General features: G+C 64.1%; 16 protein-coding genes. 13 read left to right on the top strand and 3 right to left on the bottom strand.

Annotation, left to right across the window (positions count from 1 at the left end; translation table 11 throughout):
• Positions 1–150: 150 nt before the first annotated feature.
• The 7 genes from U6115_RS14170 (at position 151) to U6115_RS14140 (ending at position 8268) form a co-directional block, all read left to right on the top strand.
• On the top strand, positions 151–924 hold the full coding sequence (locus U6115_RS14170) for a hypothetical protein (protein WP_047243384.1): 774 nt from the start codon (positions 151–153) through the stop codon (positions 922–924).
• A gap of 112 nt (positions 925–1036) precedes the next feature.
• The gene (locus U6115_RS14165) at positions 1037–1807 is read left to right on the top strand and encodes a hypothetical protein (RefSeq protein ID WP_146008281.1); all 771 of its coding nucleotides are present in this window, start codon (positions 1037–1039) and stop codon (positions 1805–1807) included.
• On the top strand, positions 1804–2550 hold the full coding sequence (locus U6115_RS14160; protein WP_043580617.1) for a M23 family metallopeptidase: 747 nt from the start codon (positions 1804–1806) through the stop codon (positions 2548–2550). Before U6115_RS14165 ends, U6115_RS14160 begins: the two co-directional genes overlap by 4 nt.
• 16 nt (positions 2551–2566) lie before the next feature.
• Positions 2567–3556 carry a hypothetical protein gene (locus U6115_RS14155; RefSeq protein WP_043580618.1) on the top strand — a complete coding sequence of 330 codons (990 nt, stop codon included), beginning with the start codon at positions 2567–2569 and terminating at the stop codon, positions 3554–3556.
• Positions 3546–5183 (top strand): hypothetical protein, encoded by a 1638-nt coding sequence (locus tag U6115_RS14150; protein WP_043580619.1) that lies wholly within the window; start codon positions 3546–3548, stop codon positions 5181–5183. Before U6115_RS14155 ends, U6115_RS14150 begins: the two co-directional genes overlap by 11 nt.
• Positions 5184–5191: 8 nt before the next feature.
• A complete protein-coding gene (locus U6115_RS14145) occupies positions 5192–7327 on the top strand; it encodes a DotA/TraY family protein (protein ID WP_043580620.1) in 2136 nt (711 codons plus the stop codon).
• A gap of 131 nt (positions 7328–7458) precedes the next feature.
• Entirely contained in the window at positions 7459–8268 is an 810-nt protein-coding gene (locus U6115_RS14140) for an EAL domain-containing protein (protein WP_052258417.1), read from the top strand.
• 19 nt (positions 8269–8287) lie between these two features.
• On the opposite strand, the gene U6115_RS14135 is transcribed toward U6115_RS14140, so the two are convergent.
• The 3 genes from U6115_RS14135 to U6115_RS14125 form a co-directional block, all read right to left on the bottom strand.
• Entirely contained in the window at positions 8288–8557 is a 270-nt protein-coding gene (locus U6115_RS14135; RefSeq protein WP_043580621.1) for a hypothetical protein, read from the bottom strand.
• A 167-nt stretch (positions 8558–8724) separates the two neighbouring features.
• Positions 8725–9648 carry a prepilin peptidase gene (locus tag U6115_RS14130; protein WP_080770350.1) on the bottom strand — a complete coding sequence of 308 codons (924 nt, stop codon included), beginning with the start codon at positions 9646–9648 and terminating at the stop codon, positions 8725–8727.
• 9 nt (positions 9649–9657) lie between these two features.
• Entirely contained in the window at positions 9658–10356 is a 699-nt protein-coding gene (locus U6115_RS14125; protein WP_047237443.1) for a hypothetical protein, read from the bottom strand.
• A gap of 91 nt (positions 10357–10447) precedes the next feature.
• Between U6115_RS14125 and U6115_RS14120 the strand changes: the two genes are divergently transcribed.
• The 6 genes from U6115_RS14120 (at position 10448) to U6115_RS14095 (ending at position 17862) form a co-directional block, all read left to right on the top strand.
• Complete coding sequence (locus tag U6115_RS14120; protein ID WP_047243381.1) at positions 10448–11401, top strand: hypothetical protein; 954 nt, start codon at positions 10448–10450, stop codon at positions 11399–11401.
• A 54-nt stretch (positions 11402–11455) separates the two neighbouring features.
• Complete coding sequence (locus tag U6115_RS14115; protein WP_043580624.1) at positions 11456–12193, top strand: bactofilin family protein; 738 nt, start codon at positions 11456–11458, stop codon at positions 12191–12193.
• Positions 12194–12271: 78 nt separating this feature from the next.
• Entirely contained in the window at positions 12272–12688 is a 417-nt protein-coding gene (locus U6115_RS14110) for a hypothetical protein (RefSeq protein WP_146008282.1), read from the top strand.
• Complete coding sequence (locus U6115_RS14105; protein WP_043580626.1) at positions 12685–14637, top strand: ArdC-like ssDNA-binding domain-containing protein; 1953 nt, start codon at positions 12685–12687, stop codon at positions 14635–14637. Before U6115_RS14110 ends, U6115_RS14105 begins: the two co-directional genes overlap by 4 nt.
• 45 nt (positions 14638–14682) lie before the next feature.
• Complete coding sequence (locus U6115_RS14100; RefSeq protein ID WP_146008283.1) at positions 14683–15087, top strand: hypothetical protein; 405 nt, start codon at positions 14683–14685, stop codon at positions 15085–15087.
• A gap of 66 nt (positions 15088–15153) precedes the next feature.
• On the top strand, positions 15154–17862 hold the full coding sequence (locus tag U6115_RS14095; protein ID WP_146008284.1) for a TraM recognition domain-containing protein: 2709 nt from the start codon (positions 15154–15156) through the stop codon (positions 17860–17862).
• Positions 17863–18083 lie beyond the last annotated feature (221 nt).

Genomic DNA, 18083 nt, shown 5'->3' with positions numbered 1-18083 from the left:
GCTGCGGGGATGCGCTTGCGGTTAAGCGGCAATGAGAAAAGCGGGGCGGTGTAAAAGACCCTGCGCTTGCCAGGAAGTGGTTTCGGAGCGATGCGGTATACTGCATGGATTCCGGGCTTGTGTGTATTGCATGAATGTATTGGGGTAAAGATGAATCAACAAGAATCGCTTCTTCCGGTTGAGCGCCATGAGGAAAGCCAGGACTCCGCGGAGTCCCGGCTGCCGGTGGTGCTGGCCTTTCCGGAGGACAGGCCGATCATTGGGCGGGATCTGGACGCTTTCAAGGATTATTTCGGCGCCACGGTGGCGCAGGCGTTGGCTGCGCTGGGAATCCAGACGCATGGCCGGTGGTCCACCATCGTCAAGAAAAACGCCGACATGCCGGTGGACGGCGCCATCGCCAATCTGGTGCGCTGGTACGCCGCGCATCCGGAGCGCTTCCCGTTTGGCCAGGTGGACATGCCCACGCTCAGGCTGCGCCTGTCCATCAATCAGGATTCGTTCGCGCAGTTGTTCGGCCGGCGCAAGGTGGCGGTGTCTCACTGGGAGCGCAAGCAGGTGAAGCCCGAGCCGCAGGTGCAGATCATCGCGCGCGAGATGGATGATCTGCTCAAATCGTACGAGCAGCAGGCGGAGCAGGAGCGCGACGGTTCGCTGGTGGTGCTGCAGCGGCTGTTGAGCAAGCTGGAGGATATCGACGAAGACAAGAATCTGCGCGGCAAAAGCGAGATTCTGGCCGCGATCCGCGAGACCTTGCTGATGGAAGAGAAAAATATCTCGGTCAAGCAGGAAGCCACTACCCGCAGCCTGGACATGCTGCACGAGTTCATGGATATCGCGGCGTTGAATTCGTCGTTGATTCCGGCGCCGCCGCCGCGCCGCAAGGGCGTGCGGCAAAAGAAGGTGCCGATATCCGGCGAATGATGATGAGCGCGTCGGCGTGGTTGCCGGCGCGCGGCGAGTGCAGGCTTTTTTTTGCCTTGTTCTAGTAAAAGTTTGATATTATATAAATCATAGTAAACATTTATCTGAAAATATGAGAGCGCGCTTTCTTGTGCCGCTGCTGCTGGCGCTGCCTTTGGCGCCGGTTCGGGCGGAAACGGTAACCGATCAGCAGGCCGATGCGATCGTGACGCGAGCGGTGGAGTCTGTCGCCGGCGGCGCGGTGGCGCGCATCCGGCCGCACAGGGCGTTTTCCGGCTTTCTGCAGCGTAACGGCGCCGCCGGCCTGATGCAGGCCGCGCGCGGCCGCCGCGACAAGGCGGTGTTGGTGCTGAGCGGCGTGATGTACGAGTCGGGCTGCTACAAGATGGCGGGCGCGTATTTCCGCCACAACTACCAGTTTTCGGCGTTGGGCCATGCCGAGCCGGCCGCGGCGCGCGTGGGTTTCGACCGTCTGGCCGGACCGGCGTCGGAGTGGTGCGTGGAACTGGGCAGCGATGACTGGCCGGCGGCGCCGCGCTGCAAAAAGCCATCGCCGGCAGCCAAGGGCAAGCAGGCGCGCTGGGACAAGCTGGCCGCGCAGGCGGAACAGGCGCGCGCGCGCCGCAATGCCTACCTGTCGTCCATTCGCTTCAACCGCTTTGATTATGTGGCGGCGGTGACGTCGCCGACGCTGGATTTGTACGATCCCGCGATGCAGCGGCCGGACAACGCGGCTTGCGCCATTCTGGCGGATGATTTGAGCAAGGCGTTGTTCAGCCGCTTGCGCCATGACGCGGGCGATGACGCCTACTACCTGAAACACCGCCAGGCGATAGACGCCGCCCGCGAGGTCTGGCGCAAGATGGACGGGCTGGAAAAATGAAGACATTCCTGCTGTGCTTTGCCGGCGCGCTGTCGGCCATTGCCTGCGGCAGCGCCGCCGTGCTGTTGTCGTCTGGCCAGGCGGGCGCGGACGGCATCAGCCTGCCGCAAGGCGGTGGCGGCAATGGCGGCGGCCCCGCCGGGTTTTGTTTCGCCACGCCGTTTCAGGGCACGGTGCGGGTGACCAGTCCCGCTTCGGCCGCGCGCAAGCATCCCACTTTGGGCACTACCCGGCCGCACTACGGCGACGACATCAGCCTGCCGTCCAATACGCCGATTTATGCGCCGGCCGACGGCGTGGTGGAACGAGTGGCGTTCAATGTCAACAACGCGGGCAACTTCATCAATTTGAAGCACCCGAACGGTTATCTCACCCGTTATCTGCATCTGAATTCCATTTCGGTGAAAAGCGGACAGCGGGTGCATGCTGGCGATCTGCTCGGCTACTCGGGCATGAGCGGCGGCAACAACACCGGGCCCAATCTGCACTGGGAGGCGCACTACCTGGTGTACAAGAATCCGTCCCCGCCCAAGGGGCCGACCTCCATGCTATGCAGCGGCGCGGTGTCGACGTCGGACCAAAGCGAGCCGAAACAGACCGGCGATGAAAACAATACGGTGGAATGGCCGAAAGACAGCGATGCGCCCGATCCGGTGTGGGATGCCTGCCCGATACAGCCGCCGCCGGTGGCAAGCCAGGGCTGGCGGCTGGACGAGCCTGGCCGTACGTCTAAACCCTATTAAGAAAAGGTTTGATGTAATGACTATCAAACAAAAGCTGAATGCATTGCCGTTGAAAAGAAAGGCGTTGGTCCTGCTGCTGGGCGGCGGCCTGGCGCTGGCGCCGACGCTGGCCCTGGCGGACCTGTCCAACGACATCCTGGGCAAGATCCTGAACCAGGTGACGCAGATCCTGCAGCAGCAATACCAGCAGTTCGCCGCGATGATCCAGCAAATGGACGTGATGCGGCAGCAGGGCGAGGCGATGCGCGACAAGATGGGGCAGGAGTCCGACAAGAACCGCCAGCAGCAATGCGACATCTGGTGCGGCAAGTCGCTGCCCAAGCCCGGCGAAGTACCGGCGGACGCCAACAATACCGGCTCGCCCGGCGCGGCGATGTCGGCGCGGCGCGGCATGACCGCCCAGCTGCAGGCGGTGACCGGCAATATGGCCGGCAATATGGACCAGAATACCGCGATCCAGGGCTATTACGGCGCCTTGGCCAACTGGTTCCAGAGCGCCACGCCGCAGCAGAAGCAGCAGGTGCAGCAGCCGCTGTCGTTCGCGCCCGGCGATGTCCCGTCCGCAGAAGACCGCAAGCTGGCCGATTACAACGCCAAGCTCACCATCGGCCTGGAGCCGGTGCCGCCGGTGTCGTCCGCCCAGATCAAGAGCAATCCGGCCGCGCAGGAATACGAGGCGCGCCGCATCGGCTACAACTCCGCCCAACTGGTGGCGTATGACAGTTACCGCCAGTACGACCTGTCGGCCGAAGAAGTGAAGACGGTGTCCGACGTATTGCTGTCGATGTCGCAGCAAACCATAGAAAACATGAACCCCGGCACGGCGATGAAGGCGCAGGTGCAGCTGCTGGCGGTGCAGTCCGGCCTGCTGCTCAGCCAGTACCAGTCTTCGCTGCGGCAGGAGCGCCTGCTGGCGGTGATGGCCGCCAACAACGCGCGGATGTCGATGAGCGACCGCCTGCGCAGGCTGAGCCAGAGCCAGGCGGTTCAGAGCTATGCCAAGTAAGGGCAAGGCGCGCGCGGCGGCCATCGTCGGAAACAAGTGGGTGCAGGGCGTGTCGGGGACCGCGCTGGCCTGCCTGCTGGGCATGCAGGTGGCGCCGGTATTGCCCGGTTTCATCGCGGTGGCCCGGGCGGAGGCTTCCGCCGCGTCTTACGGACCAGCGGCCGGGCAGTCGGCCGCCGAGCTGGCGCAGCGCCTGCGGGCGCTGGCGCAAAACCAGGTGATGGCCAACTATCCGGTGCTGCGCGAGGCCTATGTGCAGCGGCAGCTCGCCAAGCTGCGGCAGGATGCCCAAAACCTGCCGGATACCGAAGCGAACCAGGCCTATCGCGAGGCGGTGGGCGATTTCTCCTGGATGCGGCCGCAGCTGGAAGACGCGGCCAGCCTCGATTACTACGGCATGCCGGACGCGCTGGCCAACGAGCTGGTGGCGCAGGCCAATGCCGGGCTGGTGCGCCAGGTGATGGCCAAGTATCCGCAGCAGGTGCTGGCTGTCATGGCCAACCAGGCCATCTCGCTGGAGATGGGCAAGATGTTTCCCGCGGCGGCCGATCAGGCGGCGGAAGCGGTGGTGTGGGGTTCGAAAAATTCGATCGTGCAATATCTGGGCAATCTGGATAAGGACCAGTTCGTGCAGTCCATGGTCAACAGCGTAGTGGATTACGCCAAGCAGCAGGCCATCGATTACTTCAAGAAGTGGATCAAGAAGATCATCCAGGAAAACATCATCACCAAGATCACGTCGGAAATCATCAAGAACTACCCGTACATCGGGCCTTATATCAGCTGGTACCAAACGCAGAAGCAGAAGCTCGACAACATCAAGCATCGGATCGACCAGATCAAGAAGGAGGCCGAGCTTTACCTGAAAAAGCTGGGCTTCGACAACGCGATGGAGCGCCAGCAGGCAGACATGACCTGGGGCAAGCAGAATCTGCCGGCCTATCCGAACGGCGACGGCTCGTCCGAATTCGGCACCTCCGGCGGCGTGCGCTCCAATCAGCAGGTGATTGAGCGGTACGCCAGGCAGGAGCGCGGCGATTTGGCGCAGTGGTCCTATGATGGCGATCGCCCCGGGACGTTTTACGGCTGGGTGGGCAGCTACCCGGCGGAGCGGCGGGCCGCGGTGATGCGGCCGTATGTGATCGGGCCGCGGCTGGGGCAGGACGGCCAGCTGCAGCCGGTGGGCGCGGCCGAGCGGGAGAATGTGCGCCGCAACGCCTGGCTCACGCTGGGGCTGGAGCCCAATACCCCGTTCACCGCCAAGCCGGGCTCGCCGGCCTACCAGGAAGAGCTGGCGGTGCGGGCGCAGATGGCATCGGTGATGAGCCTGAGCTACGGCAGCTATATGGAGGGCTGGATGGCGCAGGACCGCATCACCCAACTGGCCAGCACCATCCAGATGTTCACGCCCAGCGTGATCAGCGGACTCAGCACCGGCCAGGCCAACGGCTGCCGGGTGATGCTGAAGCAGCTGTCCACCGAGGTGCAGATGCAAACATCGCAGTCGCAGCTGCGGTTTGAGCGGCTGTTCGCCGCATCGTCGGGAATGTTGGGAAATATCGAACGCAAGGAACAACTGGCCGGTTTAAGCCAGGGAGCACCGATCGGTGCGATTAACGGGCGCTAGGAGGAGGTATGAGCGTATTGAGCGAGGGAGCCAAGGGGATTGGCTTCGTGTTTCTGGAAAGGGTGCTGGGCAGCGACGCCTTGTCGTATTACGGCATCCATACCACCGGGGTGAATTCAGTTCCGATGACCACCGGCATGGCGCTGGCCGCCGATGTCGCGCTATGGTTCACCCCCTTGATCACGTTTTACATTCTGGGCATGGGCTTGATCTATTCCTCCCAGGAAGGCGTGGTGCTGGGCAAGCGCTGGTCGGCGGTGATCGTGCCGCTGCGCGGCGTCGGCGGTTTGATGTTCTCCGCGCCGGTGGTGCCGGGCGGCTTGTCCGCCATCCAGGTGATGGTGGTGGGGCTGGCCCTGCTGGGCAACTACATCGGCAACGAGGCGGCCAATGTGCTGGCTGAGCGGATTTTCCTGCCCAGCAGCGGCTATGTCCACACCAAGCCAGCGTCTTTGCTGAACAACACCGACGCGGCGGCGACGGCTTTCGCCACCATCACCGCGGCGGCGGTGTGCATGAATACGGCCAGCAATCTGGGCGCGGATGGCAACCCGGCCAAAACCAACCCGGCGCCTGGCGGCGGCTCGGCGCTCGGCATCGGCATGCAGCTGTGGGGAATCGCCACCGGAACCGGCGGCGGTGGCGGCGGCGGAACCGGCATCTCCTTGTCCGACCTGTGCGGCGGCGCGCAAAACGCCCAGGCGACGAGGCCGGATGCGCAGCCGAGTTCGAGCAGCACGACCGATGGATACCCGTCTGGCCGGATGGATTGCGGATCCAGCTCCTTCGTCGGGCCGTGCCGCAAGGTGGAAGCCGCCAATTCGACGCTGAAGGACGCGTTGTCGGCCACTCTGGGCAGGATGGGCGGCGTGCTGGACGAGCGCATCCTGGCCACGCTGGCGGCGACTTACCTGATGCAGATGAACAGCGCCATCGACATGGACATGACCGATGTCATCAAGGAAAACACCAAGGCGGTGCAGAAGCTGGGCTGGCCTGGCTTGGGCAACTTCTACCAAAAGTACTCGTCGGTCAGCGGCGAGATCGACAATTACATCTATTACTCCGGCGAGCCCAGCTTCGACTTTAAAGACATAGGCGATGAAACCCGAGCCGGCATGGCGCTGAACGACCAGACGCGGATGGCTTTCAAGCGCGCGTTCAAGGCGTTCAACTTCTCCGTGCAGGGCGTGCTGTCCGGCGTAGGCGGCCTGATGCAGGCCGGCAATACGGCGATCAACAACGCCAACGCCTCCATCATGGGCGAATTGCAGGTCAACGTGGAAAACCGGATCTTGCGCAGCCTGCTGTTCGGCGTGGGCAACAGCGCCTACGACGTGGGCGCGTTCGACGCGGTGCAGCGCCTGGGCGGTTTGCTGAACATGTTCGGCACCACCACGCTGAACATGCTGGTTTGCGAGAAGCGCAGCGGCAGCGACAACTCTTGCGATAAGAGCACCGCCAATGAAAGCGCGCAGAGCGGGATGGTTTCCAACGCGGTGAAATCGATAGCCGGCGGCGGCATGGCCGATGTCGCCACCATGGTGGCCAAGTCCGCGGTGATGGCGGGCACGGTGCTGACCATGCTGCTGCCCTCGTTGCCGACCATCTACTTCGTGCTGATGACGCTGGAGTGGGTGATCTGGCTGGTGGTGGCCGCGCTGGCGTCGCCGCTGTGGATGATCTTCCACATGCTGCCGGACGGCGAGTCGCTGGTGCACAGCCGCGCCGAAACCGGCTGGGGCTTGCTGGCCTATATCACGCTGTTCCCGCTGCTGGTGGTGCTGGGCTTTTGCGCGTCGATGACGCTGTTCAACGTGGCGGTGCCGTTCGCCTTTGAAATGATGATGTCGATCACCGGTTCGACCGCGGTGGGCAGCGGCCTGGACTTCCTGGTGAAACCGCTGCTGATGGCGGCCGTGGTGATAGGCGTCACCTTTCTCACCATGGGCCTGATGATTTCCCTACCGCACCGCATCGCCAACTGGCTGAACATCAACCCGCAGTCCGACAGCCTGCAGGAAGGCAAGAGCCAGCTGGGCATCAGCGCCCCGAAGCTGACCGATATGTCCGGCGGCGCCGCCAATGTGGGCGCCAGCGGCTGGAAGGGCGCGCTGAGCAAGGGCGTGAAGCCCGGCAAGTAAGCGCTAGGATTGAGCCGGCCTGGCGCCTAGGAAGAGGTCGCTGGCCGGCATCGTTGCGGATGGGGTGGTGGCGTGGGTTGGAACTGTTTCGAGACCGTAAGGCGGATTGCCGATGATATTGCCGGAGATTCATGAACATGCATGATCAAGCGCATAGCGCCCCCACTCGGGAAAGCCTGGTTGCTGCCTTGCGCAAGCGCGAGTTCAGCATGCATTACCAGCCGCAGCTCAGTTGCCGCACCGCCAGGGTCGCCGGCGCGGAGGCGTTGATGCGCTGGCACAGCGCCGAGCGCAATGGGCCGGTCAGTCCCGCCAGCTTCATCCCCCTGGCGGAGCAAAGCGGCTTCATCGTCGAGTTGGGTGACTGGAGCATGGCCAGCGCTTTGCGGATGATGGCGGCGTGGCGGGATGAGGCGCGCTTGCCCGCCGATTTTCGCCTGGCCATCAATCTATCCCGGCGGCAGATCGTCCCTGAGCTGCCTGGCAAGGTGGAGCGGCTGATTGCCCAGGCTGGACTGGAGCCGTCTTGCGTGGAGCTGGAGATCACGGAGTCTTATCTGTTCCATGATTTGCCGACGATGGTGGAGGTGACGCGCCAGTTGAGAAAGCTGGGCGTTCGGGTGGCGATAGATGACTTCGGCACCGGTTTTTCGGTGCTGGAGCATCTGCGCCATATTCCCGCCACCACCATCAAGATAGATTGCAGCTTTACCCGGCAGATGCTGGAGATAGAGCGGGACCACATCATCATGCGCAACTTGATCCGCATGGTGCGCGACCTGGGAATGGAAAGCGTGTGCGAAGGGGTGGAGACCATGGCCCAACTGGAGGCGGTAAAGGACATGGGGGCCGACTACTGGCAGGGATTCCTGTTTTCGCCGGCTTTGCCGGGCGCGGAATTTCGGGGCTTGCTGGATGCCCCGGGGATGGACTTGCGATGAGTCGGCCGGGGTTTCGGCTTCAGCGGGGCGTGTGGCCCAAATGTTCCACCATGTCCTGGTCGAGGGCGTAGAGCGCTTGCCGGTTCGTCGGCGCCAGCCGCTGCTGCGGCGCGTCGGCCAGCAAGGTGGCTGCTACGACGCCTTGATGATTCACCACGCGCACGGCGCCGCAGGTCGGCAGCGGCAAGCCCAGTATCGATTGTCGGCGCAGTTGCTGCATTCTGCCAATGCAGCTGGTTTCCGAGCCTTTGAACACTACGCCCACATCGTCTTCTATATGCCAGATCATTTGTTTTTGTTGTGAATTTACTGTTTACACCTAACAGATAATACTGATATTTTAAACCGCATGACATGCGTAGATTTACTTAAATTCAGCTAAAAATGAAATCATCATTTGCAAATTGTATTTATAAGCAAATGTTATTCCGCTGAAGATCCGCGCCGGCTGGCCTTTCAAGCCAGCGCCAGATACCAGCGGGTGATTTCTTTCCCCCAGAGCAGCGCGACGATGCCGCCTGCGATCAGAAAGGGGCCGAACGGCTGCGTCTGTTCCCGTTCCGTTCTTTTGGCGATTATCAGGGCGATGCCGACCAGTGCGCTGCTGATCGAGCCTATCGTGATGATCAGCGGCAACGCTTCCCATCCCAGCCAGGCGCCCAGCGCCGCCATCAGCTTGAAATCGCCGATGCCCAGTCCTTCTTTGCCCGTGCAAAGCCGAAAGGCCGCGGCGATCAGCCACATCGACAGATAGCCCGCCATGGCGCCGATTACCGCATCTTGCAGCGGCGCCAGAGACTGGAGCAGATTGGCCAATAGGCCAAGCCATAGCAGCGGTTGCGTCAGGCTGTCGGGCAGCAGCTTGCTGTCCAGATCTATCAGCGCCAATGCCAGCAGCAGATAAAGCAGAACCAAGTGGGCCAGGGCGGCCGGGCTCGGGCCCAGCCGCCAGCCGACCGCGGCGAAGATCAGGCCGACGGACAGTTCCACCAGCGGATAGCGCGGGCTGATGGGGCTGGCGCAGAAGGCGCAGCGCCCGCGCAGCAACAGGTAGCTGAAAACCGGCACCAGCTGCCAGGTTTTGAGCGTGTTTCGGCAGCCGGGGCAGTGCGAATGCGGGTGGGACAGGCTGAGCGGCGCCTGTTCAGGCGGCGGCAAGCCGCAGGCTTCCGCGGCCTCCCTCTGCCAGGCTTGCTCCATCATTTGGGGCAGGCGGAAGGCCAGCACGTTCAGAAAACTGCCCAGCAGCAGGCCTATGGCGAAGAGGCTGCCGGCGGCGCGGGCCGGCGCGGAGCCCTGCAGGCCCAGCCAGCTGAAGGCCGCCAATAGGGCGAGGGTGGTTCCGCCCAGCGCGAGCGCGCTGCGTTTGTCGATGCGCATCGCGTTTCCTCAGGGGCGGAACAGGCCGGGATAGGGCGCGCCATACAGCGGCAAGGCGGCGCCGGTGTCGGTGTAGGTCATGTTTCCGTTCAGGCAGGCATTGCTGAGGACGCTATCCAGCGAAAATTGGTAGAACGGTTTTTGGCTGCGGTTTTCCAGTCGCAGCTCGCCGCCGCTGCCCAGCGTTTCGCGAACCTGCTGGCTGGCTTGCGCCATGCCTAGCTTGCGGTCGTTGAACAGCGCCGCGCCGGACTGGAACATGATGGCGGGCAGATTGTCGAGGCTGGCCTGGCTTTTGGCGATGCCCTTTTCCCAGATGTCGTACCAGATGGCGGACATCCAGATGCGCCGCACGCCGTCGCACACGTCGGCAGTGGGGGTGCCGCGTGCCTGGAATACCGCTTTTTCGCCTATTTTCCAGTAAAGCGTCACCGGAGCCTTGGCCGTGCCGTCCGCCAATAGGGCCAGTTTGGCGAAGCCCAGGCCGGCCTGTATCCGCCCTTGGCTTGCGATGAAGTTGGCGCGCCGCGCGCGTTGCGGCTGGTCTTCCAGCTTTTTCTGCAGATTGAGCTTGGCGATGTCGACTGCGCGCAAGCTGGATTTGACCAGCAGGTCGCGGGCTTCGGCGTAGTTGCGCGGCGCGGGCGCGCGGTAGGGAATGGTCAGCGGATTGGCGCTCGGTGGCGCGGGAACGTCGAAAAGCGGCATCTCTTCTCGCATAAAGTTTGATTTAGTATGTACTTCAATATAACATAGTTTAAGAAAACGGATTAACCAATTCTCTCGGTGAGGTGGCAGAATGAGTGGAGCACACGATTTTGGCGATGCGGAAAGCTTGGCTCTGGACGAGGATAGGCTGAGCTTCGAGGATGAGCCGCCGGTGGCGCGCAATGCCAGCCGGACCATGGCCGCGCCGGCGCATCAGGATCTCAAGTTCGACGACGAGCCGATGGACTCGCCGCCGGCCGCGCAGCCCAAGAAAGACGCCAAGCGCATCGCCTTGCTGGCGCTGATCGGCGGCGTGGTGGTCGTGATGCTGACCAAGCCCTTGTGGCAGAAAGTGCTGAATCCCCCGCCGGTGGAGGATCCGGCGCCGACTGCAATGCGGCCTATGGATCCGGTCAAGCCTATGGTGAACACCCCGCCGGCCCAATTGACGCATCAGGCCGCGCCGGCATCGCTCGGCAGCGCCAGCGTCGCGCAGCCGCCGTCCGCGGCGGCGCCGTCGCAGCCTCCGGCGCTGCTGCAGCCCGGCGCCAATCCGGGCCAGGCCGCCGCATCGCCATCGCCGTTGCAGCCTGACGCCGCTGCGGACGCGGCGGCCGAGCCGGCGCTGCTGGCGCCGTCGGCCAAGAAAACCGCGCTGAGCCGCGAGCCGGCGGCCGGCGGCGATGCCGACGCGTCGCAGCCGAAGGCGGCGCAGGCCAAGGAAGCGGCGCAGCCGGAAAGCCTCGAGGCCAAGGTGGCGCGGCTGGAGAAAGAGGTGAAGACGCTGCGCGAGCGCAATCGCCAGATGGCATCGCGCGGCGCGGGGCAGGCGCGCGCGCCAAAAGCGCACGGCGATGGCGGCAAGGACGCCGGCAGCAAGGTGCTGGGGATGTCTTCCACCTCGGTGTGGGTGAAAAAGTCGAACGGCGGCACCGCTGAATTGCGGGTGGGGGATCATTTCCGCAATGGCGAGGTGATCCAGAGCATAGACCAGCAGGCGCAGGTGGTGGAAACCGACCGCGGCCGCTACAAGGTCAGTTTCTAGATCGGGCGCGCGGCAAGGCGGACGCGCCGCGCCAGCTACTAAAAGGATCCAATCATGCGTAAATTCTTCGCGAAGATGCTGCTGGGCAGCGACACGCTCAACAAGCTGCACTCCATCCAGCAATCCGAGGCGCTGGAGGAGGAAGCCGGCAAGAGGTTTGAAGACGCGGGCCAGATGCCGCCCAAGGTCAGCTCGCCCACGATCACCCGCGAGCAGATCCGTTCTCTGATCGAGATCGACATGGAAATCCATGGCGACATCTTCATCGGGCGCGGGGTCAAGATTTCCGGCCGGGTGATGGGCAACCTGATTCCCAATGGCGCGATCGACGATTGCGACCCCATCGTCATCGTCAGCCAGGGCGGCGATGTCTGCGGCGATCTGCACGCCCGGGTGGTGGTGGTGGCCGGCAGCCTGGATGGCGACATCCACGCCGACCACGTCTTGCTGATGCCGACGGCAAAAGTGAGCGGCACGGTCAACTATCGCCATACCTTGCGGCAGGACATCGGCTCCGCGCTGTCTGGCATGGTGCGGCGCGTGGAGGCCATCGCGCTGCTGGATCAGCCGCCGCGGCCGGGCGAGGCGGCGCGCGCCGCGCTGCAGAACACCGCGGCGGGAAAGGCGGACGCCATCCCGGTTTTGCCGGTAGAGCCTGACAGCGTGGTGGCGCCGCTGGTGCGCGCGGTGCCGGCGGCGCAGGATACGGCGGAAATCGAAAGCCTGTACCGCGGCCTGGACGTCGCGCGTGAAAACCCGGCGGGCGGGCGCGTGGTTGCGCTCGGCGCCTGATCCGGCATGCGGCGGTTTTTTTTGATCCTGTATTTTAATAGTTATATTTAAGTAGTAATTTTAATATAATTTTTTTATATGACTATGCAAAGTGTTGAGCTGACTGGATTCCGCGCCGAGAGCCATGCTCCGCGCCTGCCGCCGGATGCGCCGCGGGAGCCGGACCTGCGGGAAATGGGGCTGGCTCGCGAGCTGCCGCCGGAGGCGCTGGACGACGAAGAGGACGCGCGCTGGGCGTATCTGCCCTTTTTACAGCTGGCCATCGAGCGCATGTGCGTGATGGCGCTGTTGGCGGAGGACCACGACGTGGCGTTCGCGCCGCTGGATGATGCCGCTTTGCCGCGCATGCGGCAGGATTGCGGCGCCGATCCGGTGTTCGCCCGCGCGGTGGCGGACTATCTGGCGGCGTTGGCTACGCTGGGGTCGATGAGCGGACGCGGCGAAGACGAACTGCATCGGTCCATCGCCGGCCTGTATCAAGGGAGAGCGCAATGATGGATAGGCATCCGCATGGCCGCCGGGCTTATGCGCAAGAAGCCGCGCAGCGGATTCACGAACAAGTGGCCGCGCTGGGCGCGGAGCATGTCTTCGCGGCTCCGTTGGCCGGCGCGCGCCATTTCAACCCGCTGACTGGAACGGTTTACCAAGGCATCAACCACCTGTTGCTCCAGTCGGCGCTGCCGGCCGCGTCTAGCGATCCGCGCTGGCTGAGCTACAAGCAGATACAGTCGCTGGGACTGGGGCTGGCGCCGGGCGCGCGCGCCGGTCTGCTGCTTTTCGCCCGGCCGATGCAGGCGTTGACAGGGCCGGCGGGACCGGCGCTCAAAGGGTGCTCGGTGTTCAACGGCGCGCAGATTCTCGGTTTGCCGCCATTGTCGGCGCACCCGGCCGCCGCGCATGCCGGCGGCGGCAAGCTGCAGCAACTGGTGGGCGCCATCCTGGGCGAGCTGGGGCTGCGCGAGGAAAGCGGCGGCGCGGCCGCGATCTACGACCCGGTGGGAGAGATCATCCGCGTGCCGCAAGCCGGCTACTTCCGCAATATGCGGGAGTACAACGCGGCCCGGCTGCGCAAGGCGGCGCAGTGGGCGGCGCAACACGAGAAGCGGCCGAGGGCGGCGAAGCGCCGGCCGCGGCATCACGGTCCGGACGATCCGCTGGAAGAGCTGTGGGCGCATATCGTCTCCGCCCTCCTGATGGGCATGATAGGTTTCGGCGCCGCGATGCCGGCCGATGGGCGGCAACTGGGCGGAGCGATACCGCTGTTGCAGCGCATGGGCGAAATCGACTTCATGGAATGGTTCCATGGCGCGCACCAGGTGGAGCAGGTGCTGGGCTGGCTCGGCCAGCTATCGCCTACCTTGGCGCGGCTGATGGAAATCGAGCGGCAGTTCGTGCGCGGCAATCTGCTGGAGGGCGGCGACACGTCCGCCCCGCAAGCGCAGCCGTCCGCCGCGACGCCGGAGACGCAGATCGCCGGTGGCCAACTGGCGGATGCCCGGGAAACCGAGCGGGAAATGGCGCGAGAAGCCCGCCGTCATGCCTTGCTGATGGATGTCGCGCTGCTGACGGCGCCGGAGCTGGCGCATCAGCTGGCCAGCCACTTCGGCGCGCAGCAGGTGCTGGCCGAAACCGACGCCGCCATCCATGAAAAATTCCAGCATTGGGCGCAAGGCGCGGTGATGGGAGGAATGTTCGACGGCGCGGCGGCCAAGGCGCGCGAGCTGTTCGGCATGTTCCTGCGCGAGCGCGGCGAGGAGGTGGGCCATCTGCTGGAAAAAGACGGAGAGTCGCAGCGGCAGGCGAGGATGGCCGCGGCGATTGAGATGCCGTCCGCCGGCTCGGCGGGGAAGATAGCCGTGATCGGCGGCGCCGAACCCGCGGCGCCGGCGCGCGAGATTTCCATCCAGCCTTTCCGCGACGGCAAGGGCGGCTGGCTGAAAGTGGGGCACCAGGATGTGATCGAACTGGGGCTGGTGCGCCAGATCGCCGACGACGATTCGCGGATGACGCCCAGCGCCGTTTACCTGGCTTTTCGCGAGGATGCTCCGCATTGCGACGCCCAGCGGCTGATGGACGCGGTGGACGCGGCGGGCTGGAAGATCCAGTTTCAGCAGTATGTCGAATCCAAGGATTCGCAGATCCGCAGCTACGCCAGCTATTTCGCGCCCTTGGTCGGCTATATGCCCAAGATCGGCGACAAACTCAAGTTGGTTGAAGGCGTGGCCAGCATCAGCAGCAAGTCCGGCAGCGGCGGCTGGGTGGTCAGCTTTGACGACGCCGGCAAGCAAAGGGCGTTGAGCAGCGGCCGTTTCTACGACTTCATCGAGTCGGTGATCGAGGGAGATTTCCTTTCCCCGCCCGCGGCGGGCAAGCCCGAGCGCGCGGCCGCGCCGCAGCCCAAGGCCGGCAGGCCGGCGCTGGACGACGCCGCGCTCGGCTTTTAGCGCGGTGGTTTACGCAATGCTTTGTTCAATCTGACGGTGGTTGCCATGGAAGAGGAACTCAAGAAACTGGAGAGCGACCTGATCGCGATGATGGATGACCGCTTCATGGCCGTGGAGGATTCCCTGGCCAGGCTGGTCAATCTGGGCGAGCAGCATCAGCGCAAACTGGTCTCCAATGACATGACGGTGCGGCGTTTCCTGCCGCAGTTCGGCATGTGCGTGGTGATTTGTTCCGCGCTGATCGTCGTTCCGGTCGCGGCCGCGGCGTGGTATTTGCAGGAAGGCAAGGTCCAGCAGCTGCAGGCCCAGACGCGCGAATACCAGCGCCAGGCAGTCAGGTCGGCGGCATTCGACCAGCTTTACCAGGCGGCGGACTCCGGCCTCAGGCTGCGCATGCAGAATGCGGTGGAGCAGGCCGCCGAACAGGCCGGCACGGCCGGTCGGCAATAAGAAAACAGGATCAAGTCTGGCAATGCGAATCATATATCCGGAAGCGGTGCGTTGATGGCGGCCCCGATGCGTCGGAGTCAGGTTGAACGCGACGTCGTTCCCTTTTCCCACAAGGTGCTGGGTTGGCTGCGCCGCCAAGAGCCGGCGTTTCTGACCGGCCTGGGCGTGGTCTACCTGCTGTGCCCGATTTTCCCGCTGTTCACGCTGGCTTTCGCCGGCGCAGCGATGCTGATGTCGCGCAACCGGGTGATAGACCACCCGAAGGGGCCGTTCTGGAAACCGGTGCCCGGCGGCGACAAAAAGCTGGCCTGGACCCGGATGGAAGGGCCGCCGGACAAGGGCGGCAAAGGCGTCTGGTGCATGGGCAACGCCATGGATACCAAGGAAGAGATTTGGGTCAGCGACGACACCATGCGCGTGCACGCCACCCTGTTCGGCACCACCGGCGGCGGCAAGACCGTGGCGCTGGAGGGGCTGATCTGCCAGGCGATCGGCCATGGCTCGGGCGTGATCATGGTGGACGGCAAGTCCGATCCGAAAACCTGGTTCGACATCGTCACCATGGCCAAGATGTATGGCCGCGAGGACGACCTCTTGGTGCTCAACTTCATCTCCTCCACCGGTTTCGAGAAGCTGGCGATCCTGGACGATGACGACGCCGGCGGCGCCAAGGACAAGATGGACTTGCTGGGGCAGATCCACTCCAATACCTTCAACCCCTTCACCTATGGTTCGGCCGACACGCTGACCGAGCTGGTGACCGGCCTGATGCGGCCGGATGGCGGCGGCGACGGCGCGATGTGGCGCGGCCGGGCCGAGGCGATGATACGGGCGCTGATGCGCGGCCTGGTGGCCATGCGCGACGCCGGCAAGATCACGCTGTCGGTGCAGGCGCTGCGCGACTACATGCGGCTGGACAAGCTGGGAGAGCTGGAAAGCGACGAGAGCATCCCCGGTTACGCCCGCGAACAGCTCACCGGCTATCTGGATGAGCTGCCGGGCTTTCGCGAGGCGATCAACGCCAAAAACAACGATCCCGCCGCCTTCGACACCTACTGGGAGCAGGCCAGCAAGCAGCACGGCTTCCTCACCATGCAGTTCACCGAACTCTTGGGCCTGCTGTCCGGCACCTATGGCCATATCTGCAATGTGGAGTGGGGCGATGTCGATTTCCAGGACGTGGTCTACAACCGCCGCATCCTGTACGTGATGCTGCCGGCGCTGGAAAAGGCGCCGTCGTCGCTGGCCAACCTGGGCCGGTTGACGGTGGCGGGCATCAAGAACGCGCTGTCGGTGTCGCTGAAGGCCCAGCTCACCGGCAGCAAGCAGGAGATCGTCGACTCGCGGCCCACCAACTCCGACACCGCGCTCCTGGCCATCATGGACGAATACGGCTCTTACGCGGTGGAGGGGTTCGGCGACGTGGCTGCGCAGGCGCGTTCGCTGGGCGTCAGCGTGATCTTCGCCGGCCAGGATTATCCATCGTTCAAAAAGGGTTCGGAGATCGAGGCCTCGCGCATCCTGGCCAACACCGGCATGAAGATCTTCCTGAAAACCGAAGACCAGGAAACCGCCGACATCGCCATCAAGCGCGCGGGCCAGGGCGTGTATGCCTGGGCCGGAGGCAAGCGCAAGCTGGAAAATTCCGACCGGCTGGTGGATACCGGCGACGCCAGCTACCGCGAGGAAAACCGGCTGACCTATCTGGATCTGGTGGACATGGCGGAAGGCCAGGCCTGGTTCATGAACCGCAATCATCTGATCAAGATGAATACCTTCTATGTGCAACTGGACGGCGCGGTGGCGAAGGACGCCAAGCACAACACGCTGTTCCCGCTGGGCAACGACATGTCAAAGGCGCTGGCCGCCGACAAGATCATGCAGGATGTGATGGGCGTGTCCGAGCCTGGCAAGGGCGGCGAGTCGATGCTGCGCTTCAAGCGGCGCATCTTTGATGATGTCGAGCAGCTGTTCCGCCTGGCCGAGCAGCGCGAGATCCCTGCCGACCCGGGGTCCGGCTGGAGCGCGGCGGAGCAGGCGGCCGGCGCGCTGGAAGAGGATGTTTTCGTGCGCATCAGCGATCTGCAAGCCGAACATGGCTTGTTGATGCGGGCGGCAGTGGTGGCCGAATTGGCCGGCGGCATGCTGGCGGATGTGCCGATGGCGGAGCGGATGGCCGAGCGCGAGGAGGCGGCGCTGGGCGCCAGAATGTCGCCGGATCAGCTGGCCGGCTATGCCGACAGCCTGCTGGAGCAGGCCGAGCTGGAGGGCGGAGCGGCGAGCGATGCGGAACGGGAGCGGATGCCGGCCGAGGCCAAAGCCGGGGTAGCGGCGCCGGATACGGTCGCGGAGGAGGAACATGCGCCGTTGCCGCTGACAGGCTTCTCCGCCGCGGCCTTTTTCCATGCCACCGAAACCGAGGCCGAGCCGGAGGAAGCGCCGGGAGGCAATTTCGACCTGGCGGATCTGGCGGGTTTCTTCGGCGCCGGCGGCGAAGCCGAGCCGCAGAGCCACCAGGAAGAGGAAGGCGGGGTCGATCCTTATCTGAGCGAGGTGCTGCTGGAGTGCGAGGCGCTGGCCGAGGAGCACGGCTTGCTCAAACAGGCCATGCGCATTGATGCCGCGCTGGCGACTCTGCTGGGGCGCGGCGGCGACGCGGAGCGGGAGCTGGACGAGATGGACCAGCAGGCCGGCTATATTCTGGGCAGCGAGGACGCCGGGCAGTTCCTGGAGCTGCTGCTGGCCGAGGCGGAAGAAGAGCGCGCTCAGGTTTAGCGCGTCTCGCGCGACAAAAAACGGCGGCGTCCGCGCAGGTGGATGCCGCCGTTTCGTTTTGCCGTTTGGCGATATTCAGGCTGACTGATCTGCAGCCAGCTCGGTGAGCCAATCTCCCCGGGTCAACATTGACCTCCCCTCGGAAAAACCAGCGGCGAAAAGCGTGCCAACTTTCTGATCAGCACTTACCGCGTCGTCAGCATTCGACGCGCCATCGCGGC

It is taken from the genome of Chromobacterium subtsugae, from assembly GCF_035919665.1.
Taxonomy (GTDB): domain Bacteria; phylum Pseudomonadota; class Gammaproteobacteria; order Burkholderiales; family Chromobacteriaceae; genus Chromobacterium; species Chromobacterium subtsugae.
The sequence above is the reverse complement of the archived record's forward strand: the minus strand, read 5'-3'. Positions and strand labels throughout refer to the sequence as shown.

Bases quoted from the DNA above. Each gene is read 5' to 3' on its own strand.
- U6115_RS14170 (WP_047243384.1), top strand. From the start codon at position 151: ATGAATCAACAAGAATCGCTTCTTCCGGTTGAGCGCCATGAGGAAAGC.
- U6115_RS14165 (WP_146008281.1), top strand. From the start codon at position 1,037: ATGAGAGCGCGCTTTCTTGTGCCGCTGCTGCTGGCGCTGCCTTTGGCG.
- U6115_RS14160 (WP_043580617.1), top strand. From the start codon at position 1,804: ATGAAGACATTCCTGCTGTGCTTTGCCGGCGCGCTGTCGGCCATTGCC.
- U6115_RS14155 (WP_043580618.1), top strand. From the start codon at position 2,567: ATGACTATCAAACAAAAGCTGAATGCATTGCCGTTGAAAAGAAAGGCG.
- U6115_RS14150 (WP_043580619.1), top strand. From the start codon at position 3,546: ATGCCAAGTAAGGGCAAGGCGCGCGCGGCGGCCATCGTCGGAAACAAG.
- U6115_RS14145 (WP_043580620.1), top strand. From the start codon at position 5,192: ATGAGCGTATTGAGCGAGGGAGCCAAGGGGATTGGCTTCGTGTTTCTG.
- U6115_RS14140 (WP_052258417.1), top strand. From the start codon at position 7,459: ATGAACATGCATGATCAAGCGCATAGCGCCCCCACTCGGGAAAGCCTG.
- U6115_RS14135 (WP_043580621.1), bottom strand. From the start codon at position 8,557: ATGATCTGGCATATAGAAGACGATGTGGGCGTAGTGTTCAAAGGCTCG.
- U6115_RS14130 (WP_080770350.1), bottom strand. From the start codon at position 9,648: ATGCGCATCGACAAACGCAGCGCGCTCGCGCTGGGCGGAACCACCCTC.
- U6115_RS14125 (WP_047237443.1), bottom strand. From the start codon at position 10,356: ATGCCGCTTTTCGACGTTCCCGCGCCACCGAGCGCCAATCCGCTGACC.
- U6115_RS14120 (WP_047243381.1), top strand. From the start codon at position 10,448: ATGAGTGGAGCACACGATTTTGGCGATGCGGAAAGCTTGGCTCTGGAC.
- U6115_RS14115 (WP_043580624.1), top strand. From the start codon at position 11,456: ATGCGTAAATTCTTCGCGAAGATGCTGCTGGGCAGCGACACGCTCAAC.
- U6115_RS14110 (WP_146008282.1), top strand. From the start codon at position 12,272: ATGACTATGCAAAGTGTTGAGCTGACTGGATTCCGCGCCGAGAGCCAT.
- U6115_RS14105 (WP_043580626.1), top strand. From the start codon at position 12,685: ATGATGGATAGGCATCCGCATGGCCGCCGGGCTTATGCGCAAGAAGCC.
- U6115_RS14100 (WP_146008283.1), top strand. From the start codon at position 14,683: ATGGAAGAGGAACTCAAGAAACTGGAGAGCGACCTGATCGCGATGATG.
- U6115_RS14095 (WP_146008284.1), top strand. From the start codon at position 15,154: ATGCGTCGGAGTCAGGTTGAACGCGACGTCGTTCCCTTTTCCCACAAG.